The 18968-nt window shown below is 70.9% G+C and carries 16 protein-coding genes; 9 read left to right on the forward strand and 7 right to left on the reverse strand.

What is annotated here, in order from left to right:
• Positions 1 to 264 precede the first annotated feature (264 nt).
• Positions 265 to 2031: a flagellin N-terminal helical domain-containing protein gene (locus AC3AOF_RS11105; protein WP_236992369.1), complete on the reverse strand. Its 1767-nt coding sequence runs from the start codon at positions 2029 to 2031 to the stop codon at positions 265 to 267.
• Between the two features lie 378 nt (positions 2032 to 2409).
• On the opposite strand from AC3AOF_RS11105, the gene AC3AOF_RS11110 reads away from it, so the two are divergent.
• From AC3AOF_RS11110 to AC3AOF_RS11150, 9 genes are all read left to right on the forward strand, one after another.
• The gene (locus AC3AOF_RS11110; protein WP_236992370.1) at positions 2410 to 2841 is read left to right on the forward strand and encodes a flagellar biosynthesis repressor FlbT; all 432 of its coding nucleotides are present in this window, start codon (positions 2410 to 2412) and stop codon (positions 2839 to 2841) included.
• 186 nt (positions 2842 to 3027) lie between these two features.
• Positions 3028 to 3900 (forward strand): flagellar motor stator protein MotA, encoded by an 873-nt coding sequence (motA, locus tag AC3AOF_RS11115; RefSeq protein ID WP_060848193.1) that lies wholly within the window; start codon positions 3028 to 3030, stop codon positions 3898 to 3900.
• Positions 3901 to 3919: 19 nt separating this feature from the next.
• Complete coding sequence (locus AC3AOF_RS11120; protein ID WP_236992371.1) at positions 3920 to 4867, forward strand: flagellar motor switch protein FliM; 948 nt, start codon at positions 3920 to 3922, stop codon at positions 4865 to 4867.
• Positions 4851 to 5144, forward strand: a complete 294-nt coding sequence (locus AC3AOF_RS11125; RefSeq protein WP_488348554.1) for a hypothetical protein — start codon at positions 4851 to 4853, stop codon at positions 5142 to 5144. Before AC3AOF_RS11120 ends, AC3AOF_RS11125 begins: the two co-directional genes overlap by 17 nt.
• A gap of 519 nt (positions 5145 to 5663) precedes the next feature.
• Entirely contained in the window at positions 5664 to 6011 is a 348-nt protein-coding gene (fliN, locus tag AC3AOF_RS11130; protein ID WP_236992373.1) for a flagellar motor switch protein FliN, read from the forward strand.
• Positions 6012 to 6015: 4 nt separating this feature from the next.
• Positions 6016 to 7053 (forward strand): flagellar motor switch protein FliG, encoded by a 1038-nt coding sequence (locus tag AC3AOF_RS11135; RefSeq protein ID WP_236992374.1) that lies wholly within the window; start codon positions 6016 to 6018, stop codon positions 7051 to 7053.
• A gap of 83 nt (positions 7054 to 7136) precedes the next feature.
• Entirely contained in the window at positions 7137 to 8201 is a 1065-nt protein-coding gene (flhB, locus tag AC3AOF_RS11140) for a flagellar biosynthesis protein FlhB (RefSeq protein WP_236992375.1), read from the forward strand.
• Complete coding sequence (locus AC3AOF_RS11145) at positions 8198 to 8638, forward strand: hypothetical protein (RefSeq protein WP_236992376.1); 441 nt, start codon at positions 8198 to 8200, stop codon at positions 8636 to 8638. The genes flhB and AC3AOF_RS11145 overlap by 4 nt, the downstream gene beginning before the upstream one ends.
• Before the next feature lie 441 nt (positions 8639 to 9079).
• Positions 9080 to 9808 carry a response regulator transcription factor gene (locus AC3AOF_RS11150; RefSeq protein ID WP_236992377.1) on the forward strand — a complete coding sequence of 243 codons (729 nt, stop codon included), beginning with the start codon at positions 9080 to 9082 and terminating at the stop codon, positions 9806 to 9808.
• 175 nt (positions 9809 to 9983) lie between these two features.
• On the opposite strand, the gene AC3AOF_RS11155 is transcribed toward AC3AOF_RS11150, so the two are convergent.
• Genes AC3AOF_RS11155 through fliF form a run of 6 tightly spaced genes read right to left on the reverse strand, consistent with a single transcriptional unit; the run spans position 9984 to position 18781 of the window.
• Complete coding sequence (locus AC3AOF_RS11155) at positions 9984 to 10598, reverse strand: transglycosylase SLT domain-containing protein (RefSeq protein ID WP_236992378.1); 615 nt, start codon at positions 10596 to 10598, stop codon at positions 9984 to 9986.
• Positions 10552 to 13458 (reverse strand): flagellar hook-length control protein FliK, encoded by a 2907-nt coding sequence (gene fliK, locus AC3AOF_RS11160; RefSeq protein ID WP_488348555.1) that lies wholly within the window; start codon positions 13456 to 13458, stop codon positions 10552 to 10554. The genes AC3AOF_RS11155 and fliK overlap by 47 nt, the downstream gene beginning before the upstream one ends.
• Positions 13455 to 14783, reverse strand: coding sequence for a chemotaxis protein (locus AC3AOF_RS11165; RefSeq protein ID WP_236992379.1), 1329 nt, complete (start codon positions 14781 to 14783; stop codon positions 13455 to 13457). The genes fliK and AC3AOF_RS11165 overlap by 4 nt, the downstream gene beginning before the upstream one ends.
• Positions 14780 to 16105, reverse strand: a complete 1326-nt coding sequence (locus AC3AOF_RS11170) for a MotB family protein (protein ID WP_488348556.1) — start codon at positions 16103 to 16105, stop codon at positions 14780 to 14782. The genes AC3AOF_RS11165 and AC3AOF_RS11170 overlap by 4 nt, the downstream gene beginning before the upstream one ends.
• Before the next feature lies 1 nt (position 16106).
• Positions 16107 to 17069 (reverse strand): hypothetical protein, encoded by a 963-nt coding sequence (locus AC3AOF_RS11175; RefSeq protein ID WP_488348557.1) that lies wholly within the window; start codon positions 17067 to 17069, stop codon positions 16107 to 16109.
• The gene (fliF, locus tag AC3AOF_RS11180) at positions 17069 to 18781 is read right to left on the reverse strand and encodes a flagellar basal-body MS-ring/collar protein FliF (RefSeq protein ID WP_236992382.1); all 1713 of its coding nucleotides are present in this window, start codon (positions 18779 to 18781) and stop codon (positions 17069 to 17071) included. The genes AC3AOF_RS11175 and fliF overlap by 1 nt, the downstream gene beginning before the upstream one ends.
• Positions 18782 to 18968: the final 187 nt, after the last annotated feature.

Consider the following 18968-nt stretch of genomic DNA (forward strand, 5'->3'; position numbering starts at 1 on the left):
GGGAGCAGCCTCGCTGCCGCCCCGTCGATGAAGCCAATCTGCACCCAGAAGGTTATTCGACGATTAAGCTTAAGAGCGCAGATCGGAAAGGCGTCGGTTTTTACCGAACCCGCGCCGGTCGATTGTCAAGATCTCGTTAACCATAGATTTTCATTAACCACAAGACGACGATGAGCAAAAGAAAAAGGCCACGTCCCTGAGGACGTGGCCTTGTATCGTCGCGTCGGTCGGCGGACCGCTCGGCGGTCCGCCACCCTCCGCCGCTTAGCGGAAGAGCGAGAGGACGTTCTGGCTCGCCGAGTTGGCGATCGAGAGCGCCTGCACCGCCAGCTGCTGCTGCGTCTGCAGCGCCTTCAGCTTGGTCGACTCCTCCTCCACGTCCGCATCCACCAGGATGCCGATCGTGCGGTCGTTGGCCTTCATCAGCGTGTCGACGAAGGTCTTCTGGCCGTCGATCTGCGTCTTGTTGGCACCCAGCTTCGTGCCCGCATCCGTCACCTTGCCGATCGCCTTGTCGACCGCCGAGATGATCGCCTGCAGGTCCGCGTCGCCGTTGGTGCCCACCAGCTGCGAGATGTCGAGGTTGGCGATCGAGTACGAGCCGCCGCCGAACTGCGCGTTGTAGGTCCCCGCCGTCGTGTCGAGGATGCCCTGCGCCTGCGTCGTCCCGGCATTCGTGCCCGAGGCGCTGCGCACCACCACCGTGCCGCCCGCAACGTTGTTGAACGTCGTCGCGGTGAAGCCGAAGGCCGCCACGTCGGCGCCGCCCGTCGCGATCGTCTTGGTGTTGTCGGAGTTAGACAGCGTGATCTTGCCGTTCGAGAACGACGCGGTCACCGTGCTGGCCGTCGCCGCGGCGAGCTTGGTGTTCATGATCGCCACCAGGTCGGCGCCGTTCACCGCGGTGTTGCTCGCCGAGGTCGCCGAGGCGCCCAGGGCGGTGAAGTCCGCCGCCACCAGGGTCAGGGTCTTGGGCGTGGCGCCGTCGTTGATCGTGATCACCTTCGAGCCCGTCGACAGGTCGAGGGTGGTGATCGCAGTGCCGGTCGCCACGGCCGACTGCGCGCCCGTCGTGACGGTGCCGAGGCCGATATCGAGCACCCGCTTGCCGCCCGCGGACGGGTTGGCGAGCTGGACGTTCAGGGTCGAGGCTGCACCGGTGCCGGTGGTGGTGAAGTTGAGCCGGCCCGACGAGTCGAGGCCCGCCGTGACCTTGCCGGCGAGACTGCCGTTGGCGGCGATCTGGTTGTTGAGGGCGTTGAGGAACTCGCTGGTGGTGACCTTGGACAGGTTCTGGGCGGCCGACTGCATGTTGCCGGCGTTGAGGGTCAGCGTGCCGGCGACGCCGCCGACCGTCACGGTCAGCGAGACCTCGTTCGGGCCCGAGAAGTCCGCCGTGCCGGCGCCCGAGCCGAAGCCGGTCGTGCCGGTCAGAGAGGTGGCGGCGAGAACCTGGGCGTTGGTGGCGGCGGTGCTGACGCTGGTCGAGTTGACGTCGTAGAGCTTGATGCTCTGCACGTTCACGGCGATCTGCGAGAAGGTGATGCTGCCGCTGGCGGTGCGCGAGAAACCGCCGACCACGTTCTGGGTCGCCAGGTAGGCGCTGTTGCTGGCCGAGGAATTGACCGAGAGCCAGTTCTGGCCGCTGGCGTTCGAGGAATCGGCAGTGGCCTTCATCTTCGACTGGATCGCCGAGATCTCGACCTGCACCTTCGAGCGGTCGACGCCCGGGGTCATCGCGGTCTGCAGCTTGGCCCGCATGTTCTGCAGGTCGGTGATGATGCTGTTGAGGCCGTTATAGGCGGTGTCGACCGACGAGGAGCCGAGGCCGAGCGAGTCCTTGACCGCGCCGAGCGAGGCGTTGTCGGTGCGAACCGTGGTGGCGATCGACCAGTAGGCGGCGTTGTCGGAGGCGGCCGAGACGCGCTGGCCGGTCGAGACCCGGTTGCTGGTCGTGTCGAGGTTCTGGTTGATGTTCTTGAGGGTGGTCAGCGCCGTCATCGCGGCGTTGTTGGTGAGCAGGCTGGTCACGGCGAGGGATTCCGGTTTTTGAGCGTGGCGGGAATGTGCAAGGTTCCGGGCTCACACCGGTGCAGCGGAACGGCTTCATGCCATCGGACGCGAGGGGTCCGACCGACTGCGCTTCGACACATCCGGATTCTCACCGGGGGCTGCGGCTCGACATCATGTCTTGGGCTCGGGGAAGCCCATCCGCTGCACCTGCCGGGCGGCCCTGCTGGGGCGCCGCCGACAGATGCACTATCGGGGGGACCCCCTTAGCAAGCGATTAAGCCCTCGGTAATACCCGCTATCCACACCCCGGCCGCCCGGCAGGAATGTCCCCGGGAGGCCGGCAGGAATTGCCTTTCGGACAGGCCCGGGCAAGGCAGCGCGGCTATTCCGGCTCGCATGAGCGGACATCCCGGGCCCACCCCGCGCGGCGGCAAGGCCGAGACGACACCGACGCGCATCGTCCTCAAGAAGGGCGGCACGTTCTTCCTCAACGGCGCCCTGATCCGGGCGCACGATGCCTTCGGCGCGGAGATCCACCTCGCCGAAGCCCTGCTGCTGCCGAGCCAGATCCTGTCGGCGGAGGCGGCGCGGACGCCGCTGCAGCGGCTCTATTACTGCGTGCAGCAGGCCCTGATCGAGCCTGAGGCGGCCGCGACCTGGCGGGAGGCGTTCACGGCGGGCCTGCCGCCGGTGCTCGACCCTCACTCCACGGTCGGGCCGGTCCAGCGGGACAGCCTGGAGCGGGTCGCCGCCCTCGTCGAGGCCGGGCGCCTGATCGAGGCCCTGGCGGCCCTGCGCCGGGCGATCAAGGCCGGGCCGGCGACCTGACTCGGGCGGTCCGGGGCTGAAAAAGCCCCGCGCAAGCCACCGGCCTTACACCCCTGGAGAGCTTCACGATCGCGCGGCGATCGCGAAGCTTCTCTAGATCCTTGATTTTGCCGCATTTTCTACGCCGAGCCGGTATCCACCTCGTCGGAAAATGCTCTAGCCCATCAAGACGGAGCATTGCGGGATATGGGAATCCTCGTCGGCCTTCTCATCGCCATCGGCTGCATGCTCGGCGGCTTCGTGGCCATGGGCGGCCACCTGATCGTGATCTGGCAGCCCTGGGAGTTCGTCATCATCGGCGGCATGGCGGCCGGCACCTTCGTGATCGCCAACCCGATGAAGACCGTGGTCGATTCCGGCAAGGCGACCATGGAGGCGTTCAGCGGCAAGGGGCCGAAGCGCAAGGACTTCCTGTCGCTGCTCGGCCTGATCCACGCCCTCCTGCGCGAGATCAAGACCAAGCCGCGCAACGAGGTCGAGACCCATTTCGACGATCCGGCGAATTCCGAGATTTTCAAGAACTACCCGGACGTGACCAAGGACCAGGGCCTGGTCCTGTTCATCTGCGACTATTGCCGGCTGATCCTGATCGGCGGCGCCCGCTCGCACGAGATCGAGGCGCTGATGGAGGAGGAGATCGGCACGCACAAGAAGTACGCGCTCAAGCCTTACAACGCGATCAACACGGTGGCGGAGGCGCTGCCGGCGCTCGGGATCGTCGCGGCGGTGCTCGGCATCGTGAAGGCGATGGGTGCGCTCGACCAGTCGCCGCAGATCCTCGGCGGCCTGATCGGCGCGGCCCTCGTCGGCACCTTCTTCGGAGTGTTCGCCTCCTACGGCGTGCTGGCGCCGCTCGCCATCAAGGTGAAGGGCGTGCGCGAGAAGCAGTGCTCGGTCTACACCATCGTGAAGCAGAGCCTGATCGCCTACATGAACGGCGCCCTGCCGCAGGTGGCGATCGAGCACGGCCGCAAGGGTATCGCCGCCGCCGACCGTCCGACCATCGACGAGGTCGAGGCCGCGACCGTGCCGGGCGCCCAGAACCGCGAAGCGGCCTGAGAGCCGGGACACGCGAGCCATGACCAGCCTCTCCGACCAGACGATCCTCAAGAACCCCGCCGACATCCGCGCCCGCATCCAGGAGGCCGCCGGCCTCTCCCTGGACCGGCTGCCGATGCTGCAGCTCATCTTCGACCGCCTGGCCACCGCCTGCGGCGACGGCCTCAAGCACCTCGCCGCCTCGTCGATCCTCTACTCGCTCAACGGCGTCGAGACCGGGCGCTTCGGCGAGTTCCTCGACGCCTACGACGCGAAGGCGGTGGTGGGCATCTTCCAGGCCCCGGCCTGGGACGGCCACATCCTGGTCGGCCTCGACCGCGACTTCGTCTTCACCATGGTCGAGGTGCTGTTCGGCGCCGACGGCACGGAGCAGCCGGTCGACGACGAGCGCGCCTTCTCGGCGATCGAGCTGCGCATCGCCCAGATCGTCCTGGAGCAGGTCGGCCGGGCGCTCGAAGCCTCGTTCGGCCTCGTCTCGAAGACCGCGTTCACCCTGGAGCGCACCGAGACCCGGATGGAATTCGCGGTGATCGGCCGGCGCACCAACAAGGCGATCCAGGCCAAGTTCAACCTCCAGGCGTTGAGCCGCGGCGGCGAGATGTTCATCATCATCCCGCAGACGGTGCTCAACCCGCTGCGCCCGAGCCTTGCCAAGGTGCTGACCGGCGAGACCAGCACCCGCCGCGACCCGCGCTGGACGAGCCAGATCGCCGCCGAGGTGCAGAAGACCACGGTGCACCTGCGCGCCGTGCTGGAGGAGCGCCACCTGAGCCTCGGCGAGATCGCCGGGCTGAAGGTCGGCCAGGTGATCGCCCTCGACGCCACGCCGGCGACGCGCATCAAGCTCGAGGGTAACGACAAGCCGCTGTTCTGGTGCCATGCCGGGCAGTCGCAGGGGGCCTACGTCCTTCGGATCGACGAGGCCATCCAGGACAAGGAAGGGGCGGAGCATGGTCTCGCTGGTTGACGGAGTGCTGCTCGCCGCCCTGGTGGGCACCAATGCCTGCGTGCTGCCGCTCTACCTGAAGCTCAAGCGCCTCGACCGCGCCCAGGCCGAGTACGGCCGGGCGGTCGCGGCCTCCGGCCATGCGCTGGCGAGCGCCGGCGAGGCGGTCCGGAGCTTTGCCGGCGAGGGCCGGGAGATCCTCGAGGCGCTGGGCGCCAAGATCGAGGAGGCGAAGGCGACGCTCGACGCCCTCGAGGCCGGGCGGCGTGCGGCGGCGCAGGAGAGGGCGGGCCGCTAAGGCTGCGCCCGATCGTGCTGCCCTCGGTGCACGACACGGACGCAAAGCCTGCAGTCTTCAGGCTTTTCCTACCCACGACCTCATCCTGAGGTGTTAGAGCGCTTCACGATCGCGTTGCAATCGCGAAGCGCTCTAAGTCCTTGTTATGCCGCATTTTCTGCGACGAACCGGTTTCCACTTCGTCGGAAAATGCTGTAGTTCATCGATGATGGACTGACCTCGAAGGAGGGTTCCAGCCACCTCGGCGCATTCTGGAGGCCTCCTTCGAGGCCCTCTTCGTGGGCATCGCAGGATGAGGGCGCGGGCGGGAGGGGCCGGCGACACGGTCAGAAGCCTCTGTCGCGTCCTCGCCGCATCGCCCCCATGAATCGGTAACGTCTTCCCCGAAGACTGGTGCCGCGTCCCGATCTTCCGCCTTCCGGCGCCGGGCGAGACAAGACCGACACGGCCGCAAGCCTCGGATCAGCTTGGACCTTTAGGACTGTCAGCAACACGTCGAGACCTGCACGCGAGCCCGCGATGAGCACCAGCCCCTTCCCCGATGCCGGCGCCAGCCCCGCCTTCCCGAGCCAGGGATCCCAACCCGGGTCGGCCGAGGACGGGCGCAACCTCGATTCGATCCTGCGCATCCCGGTCCTGGTGCAGGTGGTGCTCGGCTCGGCCACGATGCCGGTCGCCAACCTGATGAAGCTCGGCCGCGGCGCGATCGTCTCCCTCGACCACCGGGTCGGCGAGCCGGTCGACGTGATGGTCAACGGCCGGGTGATCGCCCGGGGCGAGATCGTCATCGTCGAGGAGGAGAATTCCCGCTTCGGCGTCTCGCTGACCGAGGTGGTCGGCCCGGCCGACGCCGCACAGAACGGCTGATCGCGTGAACTTTGCGGCGTCCCCCCCGGCCCTGCGCAGCGGCTCCCGCCAGCTCGCGCCCGTCGACCAGGTCGCGACCTTGCTCCTGGCCATGGGCAAGCCCGCGGCGGGGCGCCTGCTGAAGTACTTCGAGCCGGACGAGATCAAGCGGATCACCCACTCGGCCTCGCGGCTCGGTGCGGTGAGCCCCGACCTGCTCGACACCGTGGTCGAGAGCTTCGCCGAGGAATTCGCCAGCGGCTCGAGCCTCGTCGGCACGGTGTCGGAGGTCGAGAAGCTCCTGACCGGCCTGCTCCCGGCCGACCAGGTCGCCGACATCCTGGCCGACCTGCGCGGCAACGCCAACCGATCGGTCTGGGAGCGGATGGCGACGGTGTCGGAGACCTCGCTCGCGAGCTACCTCGTCAAGGAGCACCCGCAGACCGCGGCCCTGATCCTGTCGAAGGTCAAGCCGGCCATCGCCGCCAAGGTGATGGGGCACCTGCCGCTGCCGGTGCGCAACACCGTGATGCGGCGGATGCTGAGCTTCAAGCCGGTGACCGACGACGTGATGCAGGCGGTCGAGCGCGCCCTGCACGAGGACTTCCTGATCAACGGCTCGCGCAATTCCGGCGCCGACACCCACGCCAAGATGGCCGACATCATCAACAAGATGGATCGCCAGCAGATGGACGAGGCACTAACCAGCCTGTCCGATACGCTGCCGAAATCGGTCGAGATCCTCAAGGGCCTGCTCTTCACCTTCGACGACATCGTCAAGCTGGCGCCGCGCGCGCGCACCACCCTGTTCGACGCGGTGCCCAACGACCGCCTGGTGCTGGCCCTCAAGGGCACCGATGCCGAGTTCCGCACCGTGGTGCTGAGCGCGCTGTCGGCCCGCGTCCGCCGGATGGTCGAGCACGAGCTGAACGGCGGCGAGCCGGCCGCCCAGCGCGACGTGATGGAGGCGCGCCGCAGCATCACCGACCTCGCCATGGACATGGCGGGCCGCGGCGAGATCGAGATCAACCCGGGAGGCGAGGATGAAGCCCTCATCCGCTGAGCGGCGCACGATGACCGGGGCGATGTCGGGCCGGCGGTTCGTCGCTCCCGCCGGGGCGGGGCCCGCGCTCCGCGCGGCGTCGCATGTCTGACGAGACCGACCAGGAGAGCAAGACCGAGGCCGCCACCGAGCGGAAGGTGCGCGACGCGATCGAGAAGGGCGACGTGCCGTTCTCCCGCGAGGCCCCGGTCTTCGCCTCGATCCTCGGCCTCCTGGTCTGCCTGAGCCTGGTGGTGCGGGGGCAGGCGGCAGAGCTCGCCCGGGACCTCTCCTCGTTCCTCGACCATCCGGGGGGCTTCTCCCTGGCCTCGGCCGAGGACGCGCTGACCCTGATGCAGGCGACCGGCTTCGCCCTCGCCCGTTTCCTCACGCCGATCCTGCTGGTCCTCTCCGGCTTCGGCCTCGTCGCTTCCCTCGCCCAGAATGTCCCGAGCCTCGTCACCGACCGGATCGCCCCGAAATGGAACCGCGTCTCGCCGGCCTCGGGCTGGGGACGGATCTTCGGCCGCTCCGGCCAGGTCGAGTTCCTGAAAGCCGTCCTTAAAGTCTCATCGGTCAGTCTCGTCGTCCTCCTGCTCCTGCGCTCGGAACAGGCCAAAGCCGTGAGTGCCATGTTCGTCGACCCGAGCCAGCTCCCCGAGCTGATCCTGACGACCGCGATCCGCCTGGTCTCGGCCGTGAGCATCGCCACCATCGTGATCGTGGCGGGCGACCTCGTCTGGGCGCGCCTGCGCTGGCAGCGCTCGCTCAAGATGTCGCGCCAGGAGATCAAGGACGAACACAAGCAGATCGAGGGCGATCCGACCGTCAAGGCGCGCCTTCGCTCGCTCGCCCAGGACCGCAACCGCAAGCGGATGCTCGGCCAGGTCGACCGCGCCACCGTCGTCATCGCCAACCCGACCCATTTCGCGATCGCGCTCCGCTACGAGCCCTCCGAGGGCCCGGCACCGATCGTGCTCGCCAAGGGCCAGGACCTCATCGCCCTGCGCATCCGCGAGATCGCCGAGCAGAAAGGCATCCCGGTGATCGAAGACAAGCCTCTCGCAAGATCGCTGTACGATGCTGTCCAAGTCGACCAGATGATCCCTGCGGAATTCTACCGCGCGGTCGCGCAGATCCTGTTCTTCCTGTTCGCGAGACAACGATGATCCCTCACGACCACGATCTCGCGCAGGCCCGGCCGATCTCCCGGGACGTGATCGCGGCGGCCGAGGAGGTCTTCGCGACGACGCTCCGCGACTTCATCACCGAGTTCTGCCTGCTCGACGGCAGCGTGCTGATCGGCTGGGTGCGGGGCGAGCGCCACGGCAACATCGCCGACCTCGTCGCCTCCTCGGCCGAGCCGTTCTTCAAACACGCGACCCTCACCTATGCCGATGCCGCCGACGTCTGCCTCGACTGGGGCCGCTCGATGCAGGTGGTGCTCGACATGGAATTCGCGGCCAAGCCCGTGACGGTGTTCTTCAAGCTCGTCCTCGACGGCTGCTTCGTCGGCGTGGCGATCCAGCGCATCCTCGCCGAGGAAGGCCCGCCCCTGCACCTCGACACCTTCGCCCGCGCCCTCTCGGAAGCCCGGCTCTCCTGACGAATCGGCGCCCGGTCCGACCTATCAGAGATACCCGCGACCTGCGCTCCGCTCCTTGATTCCGCCGCAATGTCCGCCGCTGCCCGAGGATTGTCCGGCAACCGGGAGCGGGCACGGAAAGAGGCGCGAGATCAATATCTTGAGGCCGAATCAGCCGTGTCCGCCTCCGGTCGGGCTAACCCCCGTCTAACGCGTCCGTCCGCACACACCCCCGGGGTTTCCTAAAAAAGTCCTGCGAAGCGGGCTTGCTGCGGTGCGGCGGTCATTGACCCGCCGCAGCCGCCCGGACATGAATTCGGTCAGGGCAAATCGGACGCCGATGGAATTCGGGCCGGCGCGGGCTTCGTCATGCGTCGGACGACCCAAGGTTCCGGTCGGTACGGCAAGATGGGCGCAGGTCGGTGCGGCACGGTCCGGCCGGGCTCGATGAGGGTGCGACAGATGTATTTCTTGGTTGATGCCAGGAAATCGGTGAATGCGGGCTTCAAGGCCGGGTTCGACAGGGAAGGAGTATCTTCCTTTTCCCTTTCTCCCGAGGAGTTCACAAGCTGGATCGAATCGGCCTCCCGCAGCGACCTCGACGCGGTGCAGGGCTTCCTGCTGGGTGATTTCGACGAGCGTGCCCGCTGCGCCAGCACGATCCGTCGGCAATCCCGCGCCCCGATCATCGCGCTGGCCGATTCGCGCTCGCTGGAGCAGACCCTGGTGCTGTTCGATGCCGGCATCGACGACGTACTGCCCAAGCCCGTCCATGTCCGCGAGATCCTGGCCCGGGCCGAGGCGATCTGGCGCCGGGTCAACGGAGAGGCGGCGCAAAGCCCCGAACCGGCCCCCGCCACGCCGGACGAACTGCCGGGCGCCCCTGCCGCGCAAGGTCGGGGACCGGAGCGCCTGAAGGTGTTCTTCGACGGGCGCGACCCCGAGATCGACGGCGTGCCGCTGTCCCTGCCGCGGCGGGAGCGGCACATCCTGGAGTTCCTGGTGCGCAACCGCGGCCGGCGTGTGACCAAGAGCCAGCTCTTCAACGGCGTCTACGGCGTCTACAGCGACGGCGTCGAGGAGAGCGTGGTCGAGGGCCATGTCAGCAAGCTGCGCAAGAAGCTGGCGCAAGCCCTCGGCCACGACCCGATCGAGGCCAAGCGCTATATCGGCTACACCTATGTCGGGTGAGAGGCGTCCGCCCCGCGCTCCCGGGCACCGCGTGGTTCCGGCATGACGTAGCGGACGGCCCTCTTCCCGGGCATCCGCGCAAAATACCGACGGCTCGCAACCTCCTCGTCGGCCCAACCTTTCGGTTGCAGAACGCCCTTTACTCTCAGAACGTCCCTTACTTGCAGAAATTCCTTTACTTGCAGAAATTTTTGGCCCCCGGCGTCCACTGGCCGAATCCGGAAGCCACCATGTTGGCGATCACCCGGCAGACATACTGCTTCTGGGCCGGGTTGTTGTTCGGACCGGCGTGATAGCGGGCCACCGCCAGGGTCCAGCTGCCCTCCCGGGCCTTCAGCTCCTTGAGGAAGACCGTCGCGTATTCGACGTTCTGGCGCGGGTCGATCATCGCCTCGAGCGAGGCGAACTTCGCCCGGTGATAGTAATGGTTGATCTGCATGCAGCCGAGATCGACCAGGCGCACGCCGCTGGCCTGCGCCTCGCCGAGGCGCCGGATCACGTCGGCGGCGTTCGTGCCGAAATAGGCCTTGCCGCCGATATTCATCGCATAGGGCTGCAGCGAGCCGCGGTTGCCGCTCTCGGTCAGCCCGACGGCGTAGAGCATGCCCAGCGGCACGCCGTGGCGCGCGGCGGCCTGCGCCATCTGCTGCTCGCAGACGTTGCCGGTCGCGGGCAGCGGCGCCTTGGCGGCCCCGGAGACCGTGGCGGCGGCCTGCGCGCCCGAGACGGCGCCGAGGGCGGCGCTAAAGGTAAAGACCGCCGCGGTCGCGATCGCCGGTACGCGCATCATCTCTCTGCTCCATGGTCCGGCGCCCGCCTTCCTCTGGCGCGTCGGGGGTGCGGCGGGCCGGCTGGTCCGGGCTCGCGCCGCCCTGCTGCTGCCCGCCCGCGAAGGACGGCAGGGATTGGCCGCCGCCTGGCGGCGCCCCTTGCGGCGACGCATCGGGCTGGCCCGGCAGGCGGCCGGCCTGCACCGTGACGAGATCGGGCTGGTAGCCGGCCTCGCGCACCAGGGCGCTCAGGAGCCCGCCGTCGCGCCGCAGGAGATCGGCGGTCTCCTCGCGCTCGGCCCGCAGGCTCATCTCCAGGCGGCCATCCTGCAGCCGCATCCGGACCAGGACCTGGCCGAGCTCGGCCGGGCGCAGCTGCAGCGTCAGGAGCCGCACCGGTCCGTCCGCCTGGGCGGCGGCGCTCCAGGCCGCCGCGACCGCCCCGGCTCGGACCGGGGTGGGATCGGGCAGGGTCGCGGCTCCGGTCGCCACCGCATCGGCGATCTGGCGCAGGGTGGTGAGGGGCAGGGCCGCCGGGGCATGGGCCGGAATAGGCTCAGCCGCGGAGACGGGGGCGGACACGCTCGCCGCCGCGTCCTCGGCCCGGCGCTCGCCGGGCGTGGCCGGGGCGGCGATCCTGGTCTCGGAAACGGATTTGATCTCTTGATGCGGCTTGGCGTCCTGCGGAGCCCTGGCGTCCTGCGGAGCCCTGGCGTCCTGCGCAGCCCTGGCGTCCTGCGGAGCCCTGGCGTCCTGCGGAGCCTTGGCGTCCTGCGGAGCCTTGGCGTCCTGCGGAGCCTTGGCGTCCTGCGGAGCCTTGGCGTCCTGCGCAGCCCTGGCGTCCTGCGGAGCCTTGGCGTCCTGCGGAGCCTTGGCGTCCTGCGGAGCCTTGGCGTCCTGCGGAGCCTTGGCGTCCTGCGGAGCCTTGGCGTCCTGCGGAGCCTTGGCGTCCTGCGGAGCCTTGGCGTCCTGCGGAGCCTTGGCGTCCTGCGGAGCCTTGGCGTCCTGCGGAGCCTTGGCGTCCTGCGGAGCCTTGACGTCCTGCGCAGCCCTGGCGTCCTGCGCAGCCCTGGCGTCCTGCGCAGCCCTGGCGTCCTGCGCAGCCCTGGCGTCCTGCGGAGCCTTGGCGTCCTGCGGAGCCTTCGCGTCCTGCGGAGCCTTCGCGTCCTGCGGAGCCTTGGCGTCCTGCGGAGCCCTGGCGTCCTGCACGGCCTTGACGTCCTGCAGAGGCTCCGCCTCCGGCGACGGCCTGGCATCGGATGCCGGCGCGGCGGATGTGGCTCCTCCGTGCCGCAGCGGCTCCGCCGTCCCGGCCAGGCCGGATGTCTTCGGTTCGGAGGCCGTATCGTCCGGAGTCCCGGCAGCCTCGAATGACGGCGCGCCGCCCGCCGCGGCGGGCATCGCAGCCGGGCGGCCGGTGGCCGGCGTGCTCGTTTCGGGCCGAGGCGTGGCCGCCGCCACGCGATCTGCCGGGACCGGCGACGCCGCACCCGCAGGCGGCCCCGTCACGGCCGCACCCGGCGGGAGAGTGGCGCCCGGCACGGCGGGGGCTTGGTCGACGGAGGCCTGGCGGGCGGGCGGCGGCGGCGTCGCAGCCTGGCTCGCCTGGACCGGATCACCGGCCGATCCGTGCTGCGGCATCGCGGGCTGCGGGGATGCCGCGGCCACGGCCTCCTGAAGCGAGGGGCCGGCCGCGGGGCCCGCCGCCTCGCGCGGGCCCGGGACGGGGGGTGTATCGGCCGTGACCCGATCCTCGGCGGCACCGGGAGCCGACTCGCCCCTCGGTGGCAGCGCCGTCGCGGCGGCAGGCGGCGACGCGGCCGGCATGGGAGCGGCAAGGACAGGTGCGGCGAGAACGGGGGCGACAGCGACCGGCGCGGGAGCCGACGGCGCAGCACCCGATCCAGTGGCCGGAGAACCCGTCGTCGCGGTGGCGGCCGGGCGCGCCGCAAGGCTGGGCGTCGCGACAGGGGCGAAATGCGTCTCCTGCGCGATAACGGTCATGGCCGGCCGCGTCGCAACGACCGACGCGACCGTGTCGACCTCGAATCCCGACGCTCGCGACGGCATCGCGGCGGTGGGCGTGCCGGCCGCGGCCGGCGGCGCGATTGGGGCCGGCAACGGGATCGCCGCATCGGTGCGGGTCGGCCACGGGACGGCAGCGAGCGGAGCCGCACCGGCCGGAGCGAGATCCGGTGCGGTCTCCGGGTCGGGGGCGGCGCTGTCCTGATCCGGGACGGCTGCGGCGATCCTGGGGCTCGGCGCCGGATTCGGGGCCTCCGCCACGGCGCCCGACAATGCGGGGTGAGGCGCCGCCTCCCGCTTCGATCCGGCGGCCGACGCCTCCCGCGACGCCGGGCTCGGCAGGGTTGCGAGCTGCGGAGCCGTCGGCGGCACCGTCGGGAGAGATTCCGGGACTGCGAGCGGCGGGGCGAGCGGGGATGCAGGCTCGGCGACCGTCACCCGGGCGGCGGCCGGCGGCGCGGCCGGGGTGGCGGGCGCTCCAGGCACGGCGGCGCCCAGCCCTGCCGGGGCGTTCGCGGCCGGGCCCGGCGCGGGAATCCGGCCGGCAGCCCGCTCCATCAGGGCGGCGAGGGCGGCGTCGCCCGGACGGACGGACCCGGCAGGGACCACGCCGGCGAGGAGCGCGCCCAGGGTCGCGGAACGCGGGGACGCATCGGCGCGCGCGGAAGCGGTCTCGGCGGCCGGACCGGTGCCGGCCTCGGGCGGGGTCGCGGGTGCGGGGCGCTCGCCCTTCTCGAGGAGCCCGAGCACGGCATCGAAGCCGGCACCGGAATTCTGAGGGGTCGGGTCGCCGGCATTGCGGGCGCCGTCGAGGCGCGGCCGCGGGCCCGTCAGCATCGCGTCGAGGGGAGTCACGGGTCGGTCCTGTCGATCATCCGGTCGACCTGCGCGAGCGCTTCGCGCGCCCGGGCGATCGACGCGGCCTCGGGAATCTGGCGCTTGCCGTCGGCGGGGGCGGCCTCGGCGGTCGGTAGCGGGGGCTCCACCGCGGGTACCGGCGGTGCGCCGCCGCGGATCTGGCGGGCGGTGGAGAGGGCGGCCTCGAGGAGGGCACGGTCGGGCGCGTCGAGCCCGGCCCGGTCGACGGCGCGCAGGCCCTCGAGCCCGTCCTCGTAGCGCCCGTCGACCACGATCAGGGCGGCGGCGCGGTAGAGCCGGGCCCGGGCGGCGGCCTCGCTGTCGGGCGAGGCGAGGCTGAGCGCCCGCTCGGCCGCGAAGGTCGCGGTCTCGCGCCGTCCCTGGTCGAGCCCGGCCCGGGCGACCAGGAGATAGAGGTCGCGCCGCTCCCCCGGCTCGATCTCGTCCAGCATCCGCTCCAGCCGGTCGACGCGCGCGCGGTCGCTGTCGAAGTCGAGGCGGGTCAGCGCCGTGGCGAAGCGCTGGCGGAAATTGCCGGCATAGACCGAGCGGCGGAACCGCCGCAGGTACTGGATCGACAAAGCCTCGAAGCGCCGGGAATCCCCGCCCTGGGCGTGGATGAAGATCTCGCGGCGCAGGGCCCCCTCCTCCACCAGGGTGCCGGGGGCGAGCAGGCGGGCGAGGTCGAGAAGCTCGATCGCCTTGCGCGGGGCCTCGCGCACGGTGACCGCGGCGAGAGTCAGGGCGAGCTGGCCGGCGAGGCCGGGGGGCTGGCTGCGCGGATCGAAGCGGCCGAGCAGGGTCCGGGCCTCGCGCTCGCGGCCCTCCAGATAGGCGAGCGCGCCGCGCACCAGGGCCGAATCGTCCTCCGACAGCTTGGCCGCCTCGCGCATCCGCCGCAGGACCGCCGGACCGCCGCCGCTGAGCGCGAAGGTCACCGCCGCCCGCACGTTCTCGGGCGCTGCCCACGTGTCCGGATCGAGGGCGAGCAGGCGCTGCTCGATATGGCCGAGGAGCTGGCGCTGGGCGAGATGGGCCTGGGTCGAGCCGCGGGCGATCCGGTCCTGCAGGAGCTGCAGCGTGCGCACCAGCTCGACCGGCAGACCGCGGGGCGCCACCGGCAGCGGCTCGATGGGCTTGGCCGGCGCGCCGTGGCCGCCATGGCCGTCCCCTCCCCCGCCATGGGCATCGGCGGCGGGCGCGGCATGGCCGTCGCCGCCGCCATGGCCGTCCCCGGCGGCGCGGGCCGGCAGCGTCGTCAGGAGACCGGCGGCGAGGAGAAGTCCGGCCGTCGCGAGGCCGGCTTTGCGGCGGCGGCTCATTCGGGCAGCCCCCGGACCAGGATCTCGATGCGCCGGTTCTCCGCCGCCTTCGGGTCGGCGGGGTTGCGCGGCTGGCGGTCGGCATAGCCCTCGATGCGCTCGATCCGGGACTCGTCGACGCCGCCGCGCACCAGCATGTAGGAGGCCATCTGCGCCCGGGCCGTCGAGAGGCGCCAGTTGTCGTAGGTGTCGGAGCGGAACGGCCGCGCATCGGTATGGCCGCGGACCACGATGCGGCCGGGTCGGGCGTTGATCACCTTGGCGATCTTCTCGATCGCCCGCACCACCTTCGGGGTCGGCTCGGCCGAGCCGACCCCGAACATGCTGAAGTCGATCTCGTCGGTGATGCTGATCAGAATGCCTTCGCCCGAGCGGCGCACCTCGACCTTCGGGGTCGGCGTGCCGGTGGCGAGCGGCGCCACCGCCTTGGCGATCTCGGCCTTCATGGCGGCGACCGCGGCGGTCTCGGCGGCCTTCTCCTTGGTCGAATCCTTCGGATCCTTGGCCTGATCCTTGGCAGAATCCTTCGGGGCGTCCACGGGCGCCGGCGCCTTGAGTGCGGCCGACTTCATGGCGTCCTTGGCGGCGTCCTTCGACGGGTCCTTCGGGGTGAGCGGCAGCCCGTCCTCGGCCGAGGCGACGCGGGTGGGTGCGTCCTTCGGGTCGCGCGGCTTGGCCGCCGCCACCTGGCCGGCGGCGTCGAGGCGGTTCTCGGACGGGGCCGAGACCGCGGTGCCGACCTTGCCCGGCCGCTCGGTGCGGTGGCGCGGCAGCGGCTCGACCTGCCAGTAGAGCGGATCGAACGGATCGCGCGCCGCGTCGCCGCCGCTGATGCCGGGCTGGCCGGATTCGACCGCGGCCGCGTCGGAACTCGCCGTGTCGCCGCGCTCGCCCTCGGAGGCGAGCCGCGCCAGCACGGCGTAGGGGTCCTGGAACAGCGCCGATTCCCGCGCCCGGCTGCCCGGCGCGGCCTCGCTCGCCTTGTCGCCGGCCTTGCCCTCGCCCTTGCCTTCCCCCTTGCCCTCAGCCCCCTTGCCCTCGGCCTTGCCGCCCTCGGCACCGGGCTCGGAGGGGGTGTCGTGGGGATCGCGCAGACCCTTCTTGTCGTGGGTGACCTCGGCGAGCTTCACCGGGTTGAAGTACTCGGCGATGGTCTGCTTCTGCTCCTTGCTGGTGGAGTTGATCAGCCACATCACGAGGAACAGCGCCATCATGGCGGTCATGAAGTCGGCGAGCGCGATCTTCCACGCGCCGCCGTGATGGCCGTCCTCGTGGTCGCCGTGCCGCTTGATGATGATGATTTCCTGGTGGCCTTCGGACATCTCAGGTCTCCGCCACCGCCGCCGCGATGAGGCGCGTCCAGGCGCCGAGCTGGGTATCGATCACGGTCTGGTCGGCGCTCACCTGCACCTCCGCGATCTCCGCCGTGGTGAACGAGACGGAGGCCGAAAGCGGCCCGAGGCGGGCGGCGAGCGCCGCCAGCAGGTCTTCCGGCCCGCTCACCCGGATATTGGCCGCCTGCGGCTCGGCCAGCAGCCGCGTCAGGGCGCCGCTCAGCTCCGCCACCGCCTGGCGGCGCAGGGCGTCGGTCAGGACCGGCACCAGCAGCCGGGCGATCCGGTCCGACAGGGTCGCGTCGAGGGCGCGGAGCGCCGCCGCGAAGCCGTCGGCCAGGGCCTCGGCCTCGGCCTCGCTCCAGTGCCGGCGCGCCTCGGCGAGGCGGGCTTCCGCGGCTTGCGCCGCCCGGAGGCGGGCGATCTCCGCCTCCTCCCGCGCCTCGGCCAGGCCCTGCTGCCGGCCGCGCTCCTCGGCGGCGGCGAGCAGAGCGGCGCGCTCCTCCGGCGTCTCGCGCTTGGGCGCGGCCGGCTTGACGAAGGGCGAGGCGACGGCCGCCGGCTCGGCCGCGGGCGGGACGGCGAGGGCCTGGGCCGCGATGGCGGCCAAGACGGGGGGCAAGACGGGGGGCAGGCCGGACGAGGCGACGACGGGGGGTATCACGATCGAGGGCGTGTCGATCGAGGACTTGACCGGACGCGGCAGCAGGCCGTCCTGCCAATCCGCCGGGGGGCCGTCGAGCAGCCCGGCCGCCGGACGTTCCGTCGCCGGACGTTCCGTCCGGGCCGGCTCGACCCGGATCGCGTCCGGGGTCTCGGGGACGGGGATGGGTGCGCGGGGGGCCCGGGCGAGGCCGGCCCAGGGGTCGCCGAAGGCCGGGGTCGACGCGGCCTGGGACGGAACCGGCGCGGGTGCGAATTCCGGCAGGTAGCGGGCGATCGGCGCGTCCATCACGCCATTTCCTCACGCATCAGCCAGCGCTTGAGGATCGCGGCGACCTGCTCCTCGTCGAGGTCGATCAGCTGCTCCAGGCGCTTCTGCGGCGAGTTCTTCGCCTTCTCGGCCATGTCCTCGATGAGGCTCGCCATGGCGGGCATCCCGTCGGGGCCGGCGAGCGCCGCCTGGCCGGGCACGGCGCCCGGCAAGGCCTGTCCGGGAGCCGGCAGGGCGCCGGCCTCGGCCATCGCGGCGCCCGGTAGCGCCGCGGCACCCGCCGCCTCCAGGGCCGCGATCTCGGTCTGGGCGGCTTCCGGCGGCGCCAGGATGGCGCGGAGCGCCGGGCGCAGGCCGAACCAGATCAGCAGACCCGCCACCACCAGGATGGTGGCCGCGTTGATGAGGGTCGCCGACTGGCGCATCATCACGTCGGCGATGCTGAGCGGCGGCACCGGCTCGAGGGCCTGGCCGTCGTTGATGAAGCTCACCGCCGCGACCTTGACCGTGTCGCCGCGATCCTTGCTGGCGCCGGCCGCCGAGGCGACGATCTGCTCGATCTCGGCGATCTGCTTGTCGAGGTTGACGGTGGCGGCGTCCTTGTCCGTCTGGCCGGCCTGCGCGGCGAGGCGCGAGCGGTTGACCAGCACCGCGACCGAGAGATGCTTGACCGCGTAGCCGTCGCTCACCGTCTGCACGACCTTCTGGCCGATCTCGTAGTTGGTGAGGTCCTCCTTCTTGGAGGTCTCGTTGCTGGCAGTGTCGTTGCCGTCCGAGCGGGTGCGCTGGTCGGGCAGGTTCTGCTGGGCGGAAGTCGGCCGCTGGGCGCTGCGGTTCTGGCTGTTCTCGTTCTCGCGCGTCGAGCGGACCGAGCGGGCGACCTGCTGGTCGGGGTTGTAGATCGTCTCGCTGGTCGAGGTCTTGTCGGTGTTGAGCTGGGCCGCGACGCTGACCTCGAAGTTGCCCAGCCCGAGATAGGGGGTCAGCGCCCGGCGGATGCGGTCCTGCACCTCGTGGCTCATGTCCTTCTCCAGGCTCGCCATCTTGCCGGTCGGGGCCTGGCCGCCGTCGTCGCCCGACAGGAGCAGCGTGCCGTCGGCGCCGATCACCGTGACCCGGTCGGGCTTCATGCCGGGGATCGCCGAGGCGACGAGCTGGCGGATCGCCTGGGCGCCGCTGCGGTCGTCGGCCGGCTCGGTGCGCACCACCACGGAGGCCGAGGGAGGCTGCTGGTCGCGCCGGAACGAGCCGCGCTCCGGCAGCACGATGTGGACGCGCGCCGCGCGCACGCCCTTCATGCCCTGGATCGTGCGGGCGATCTCGCCCTCGAGCGCGCGGACCCGCGTCACCTCCTGCATGAACGAGGTCATGCCCAGCGACCCGAGGTCGTTGAACAATTCGTAGCCCGACTTCGAGCTCTGCGGCAGGCCCTTCTCGGCGAGCAGCATCCGGGCTTGCGCGGTATTGCCGTAGGGCACCAGCACGGCGGCGCCGTCGGCGCTCACGTCGAAGCGGATGCCGGCATCCTTGAGCACGCCGCCGATGCGCGCCACGTCCTCGCGGGAGAGGCCGGTATAGAGCGTCTCCTGCGCCGGCCGGCTCAGGTAGTAGGCGCCCAGGCCCACCGCCAGGAACACCACGAGGCCGATGAGCCCGAGCGCGGCGAGGCGCCGGGGGCCGAGTTCGACGATGTTGCTCCAGAGCCTTTCGGCTTGCTCGCGACCGGACATCTCTTTTCGCCAATCCCGTCCCAGCGCAGGCGACACTGCCTCATCGCTCTCTTGACGCCCCTGCCTTGTGCGGAGGTTGCGCGCCCCTTGTGCGCCGGCGCACGCGGCGGCGGACCGGTCGGTTGACGGCTTAGATGATGATCGTCATCAATACAAACATGACGGTGGTCATGAAAAACCGCCGATC

The sequence above is a fragment of the Methylobacterium sp. 142-1Y genome, from assembly GCF_057747795.1.

What these genes read in the sequence shown, in the direction of transcription:
- AC3AOF_RS11125 (WP_488348554.1), top strand. Translation starts at nt 4,851, where the DNA reads ATGGTCTCGCTGGTTGACGGAGTGCTGCTCGCCGCCCTGGTGGGCACC.
- AC3AOF_RS11120 (WP_236992371.1), top strand. Translation starts at nt 3,920, where the DNA reads ATGACCAGCCTCTCCGACCAGACGATCCTCAAGAACCCCGCCGACATC.
- AC3AOF_RS11175 (WP_488348557.1), bottom strand. Translation starts at nt 17,069, where the DNA reads ATGGACGCGCCGATCGCCCGCTACCTGCCGGAATTCGCACCCGCGCCG.
- AC3AOF_RS11155 (WP_236992378.1), bottom strand. Translation starts at nt 10,598, where the DNA reads ATGATGCGCGTACCGGCGATCGCGACCGCGGCGGTCTTTACCTTTAGC.
- AC3AOF_RS11145 (WP_236992376.1), top strand. Translation starts at nt 8,198, where the DNA reads ATGATCCCTCACGACCACGATCTCGCGCAGGCCCGGCCGATCTCCCGG.
- motA (WP_060848193.1), top strand. Translation starts at nt 3,028, where the DNA reads ATGGGAATCCTCGTCGGCCTTCTCATCGCCATCGGCTGCATGCTCGGC.
- fliF (WP_236992382.1), bottom strand. Translation starts at nt 18,781, where the DNA reads ATGTCCGGTCGCGAGCAAGCCGAAAGGCTCTGGAGCAACATCGTCGAA.
- AC3AOF_RS11170 (WP_488348556.1), bottom strand. Translation starts at nt 16,105, where the DNA reads ATGTCCGAAGGCCACCAGGAAATCATCATCATCAAGCGGCACGGCGAC.
- AC3AOF_RS11165 (WP_236992379.1), bottom strand. Translation starts at nt 14,783, where the DNA reads ATGAGCCGCCGCCGCAAAGCCGGCCTCGCGACGGCCGGACTTCTCCTC.
- fliN (WP_236992373.1), top strand. Translation starts at nt 5,664, where the DNA reads ATGAGCACCAGCCCCTTCCCCGATGCCGGCGCCAGCCCCGCCTTCCCG.
- AC3AOF_RS11150 (WP_236992377.1), top strand. Translation starts at nt 9,080, where the DNA reads ATGTATTTCTTGGTTGATGCCAGGAAATCGGTGAATGCGGGCTTCAAG.
- AC3AOF_RS11110 (WP_236992370.1), top strand. Translation starts at nt 2,410, where the DNA reads ATGAGCGGACATCCCGGGCCCACCCCGCGCGGCGGCAAGGCCGAGACG.
- flhB (WP_236992375.1), top strand. Translation starts at nt 7,137, where the DNA reads ATGTCTGACGAGACCGACCAGGAGAGCAAGACCGAGGCCGCCACCGAG.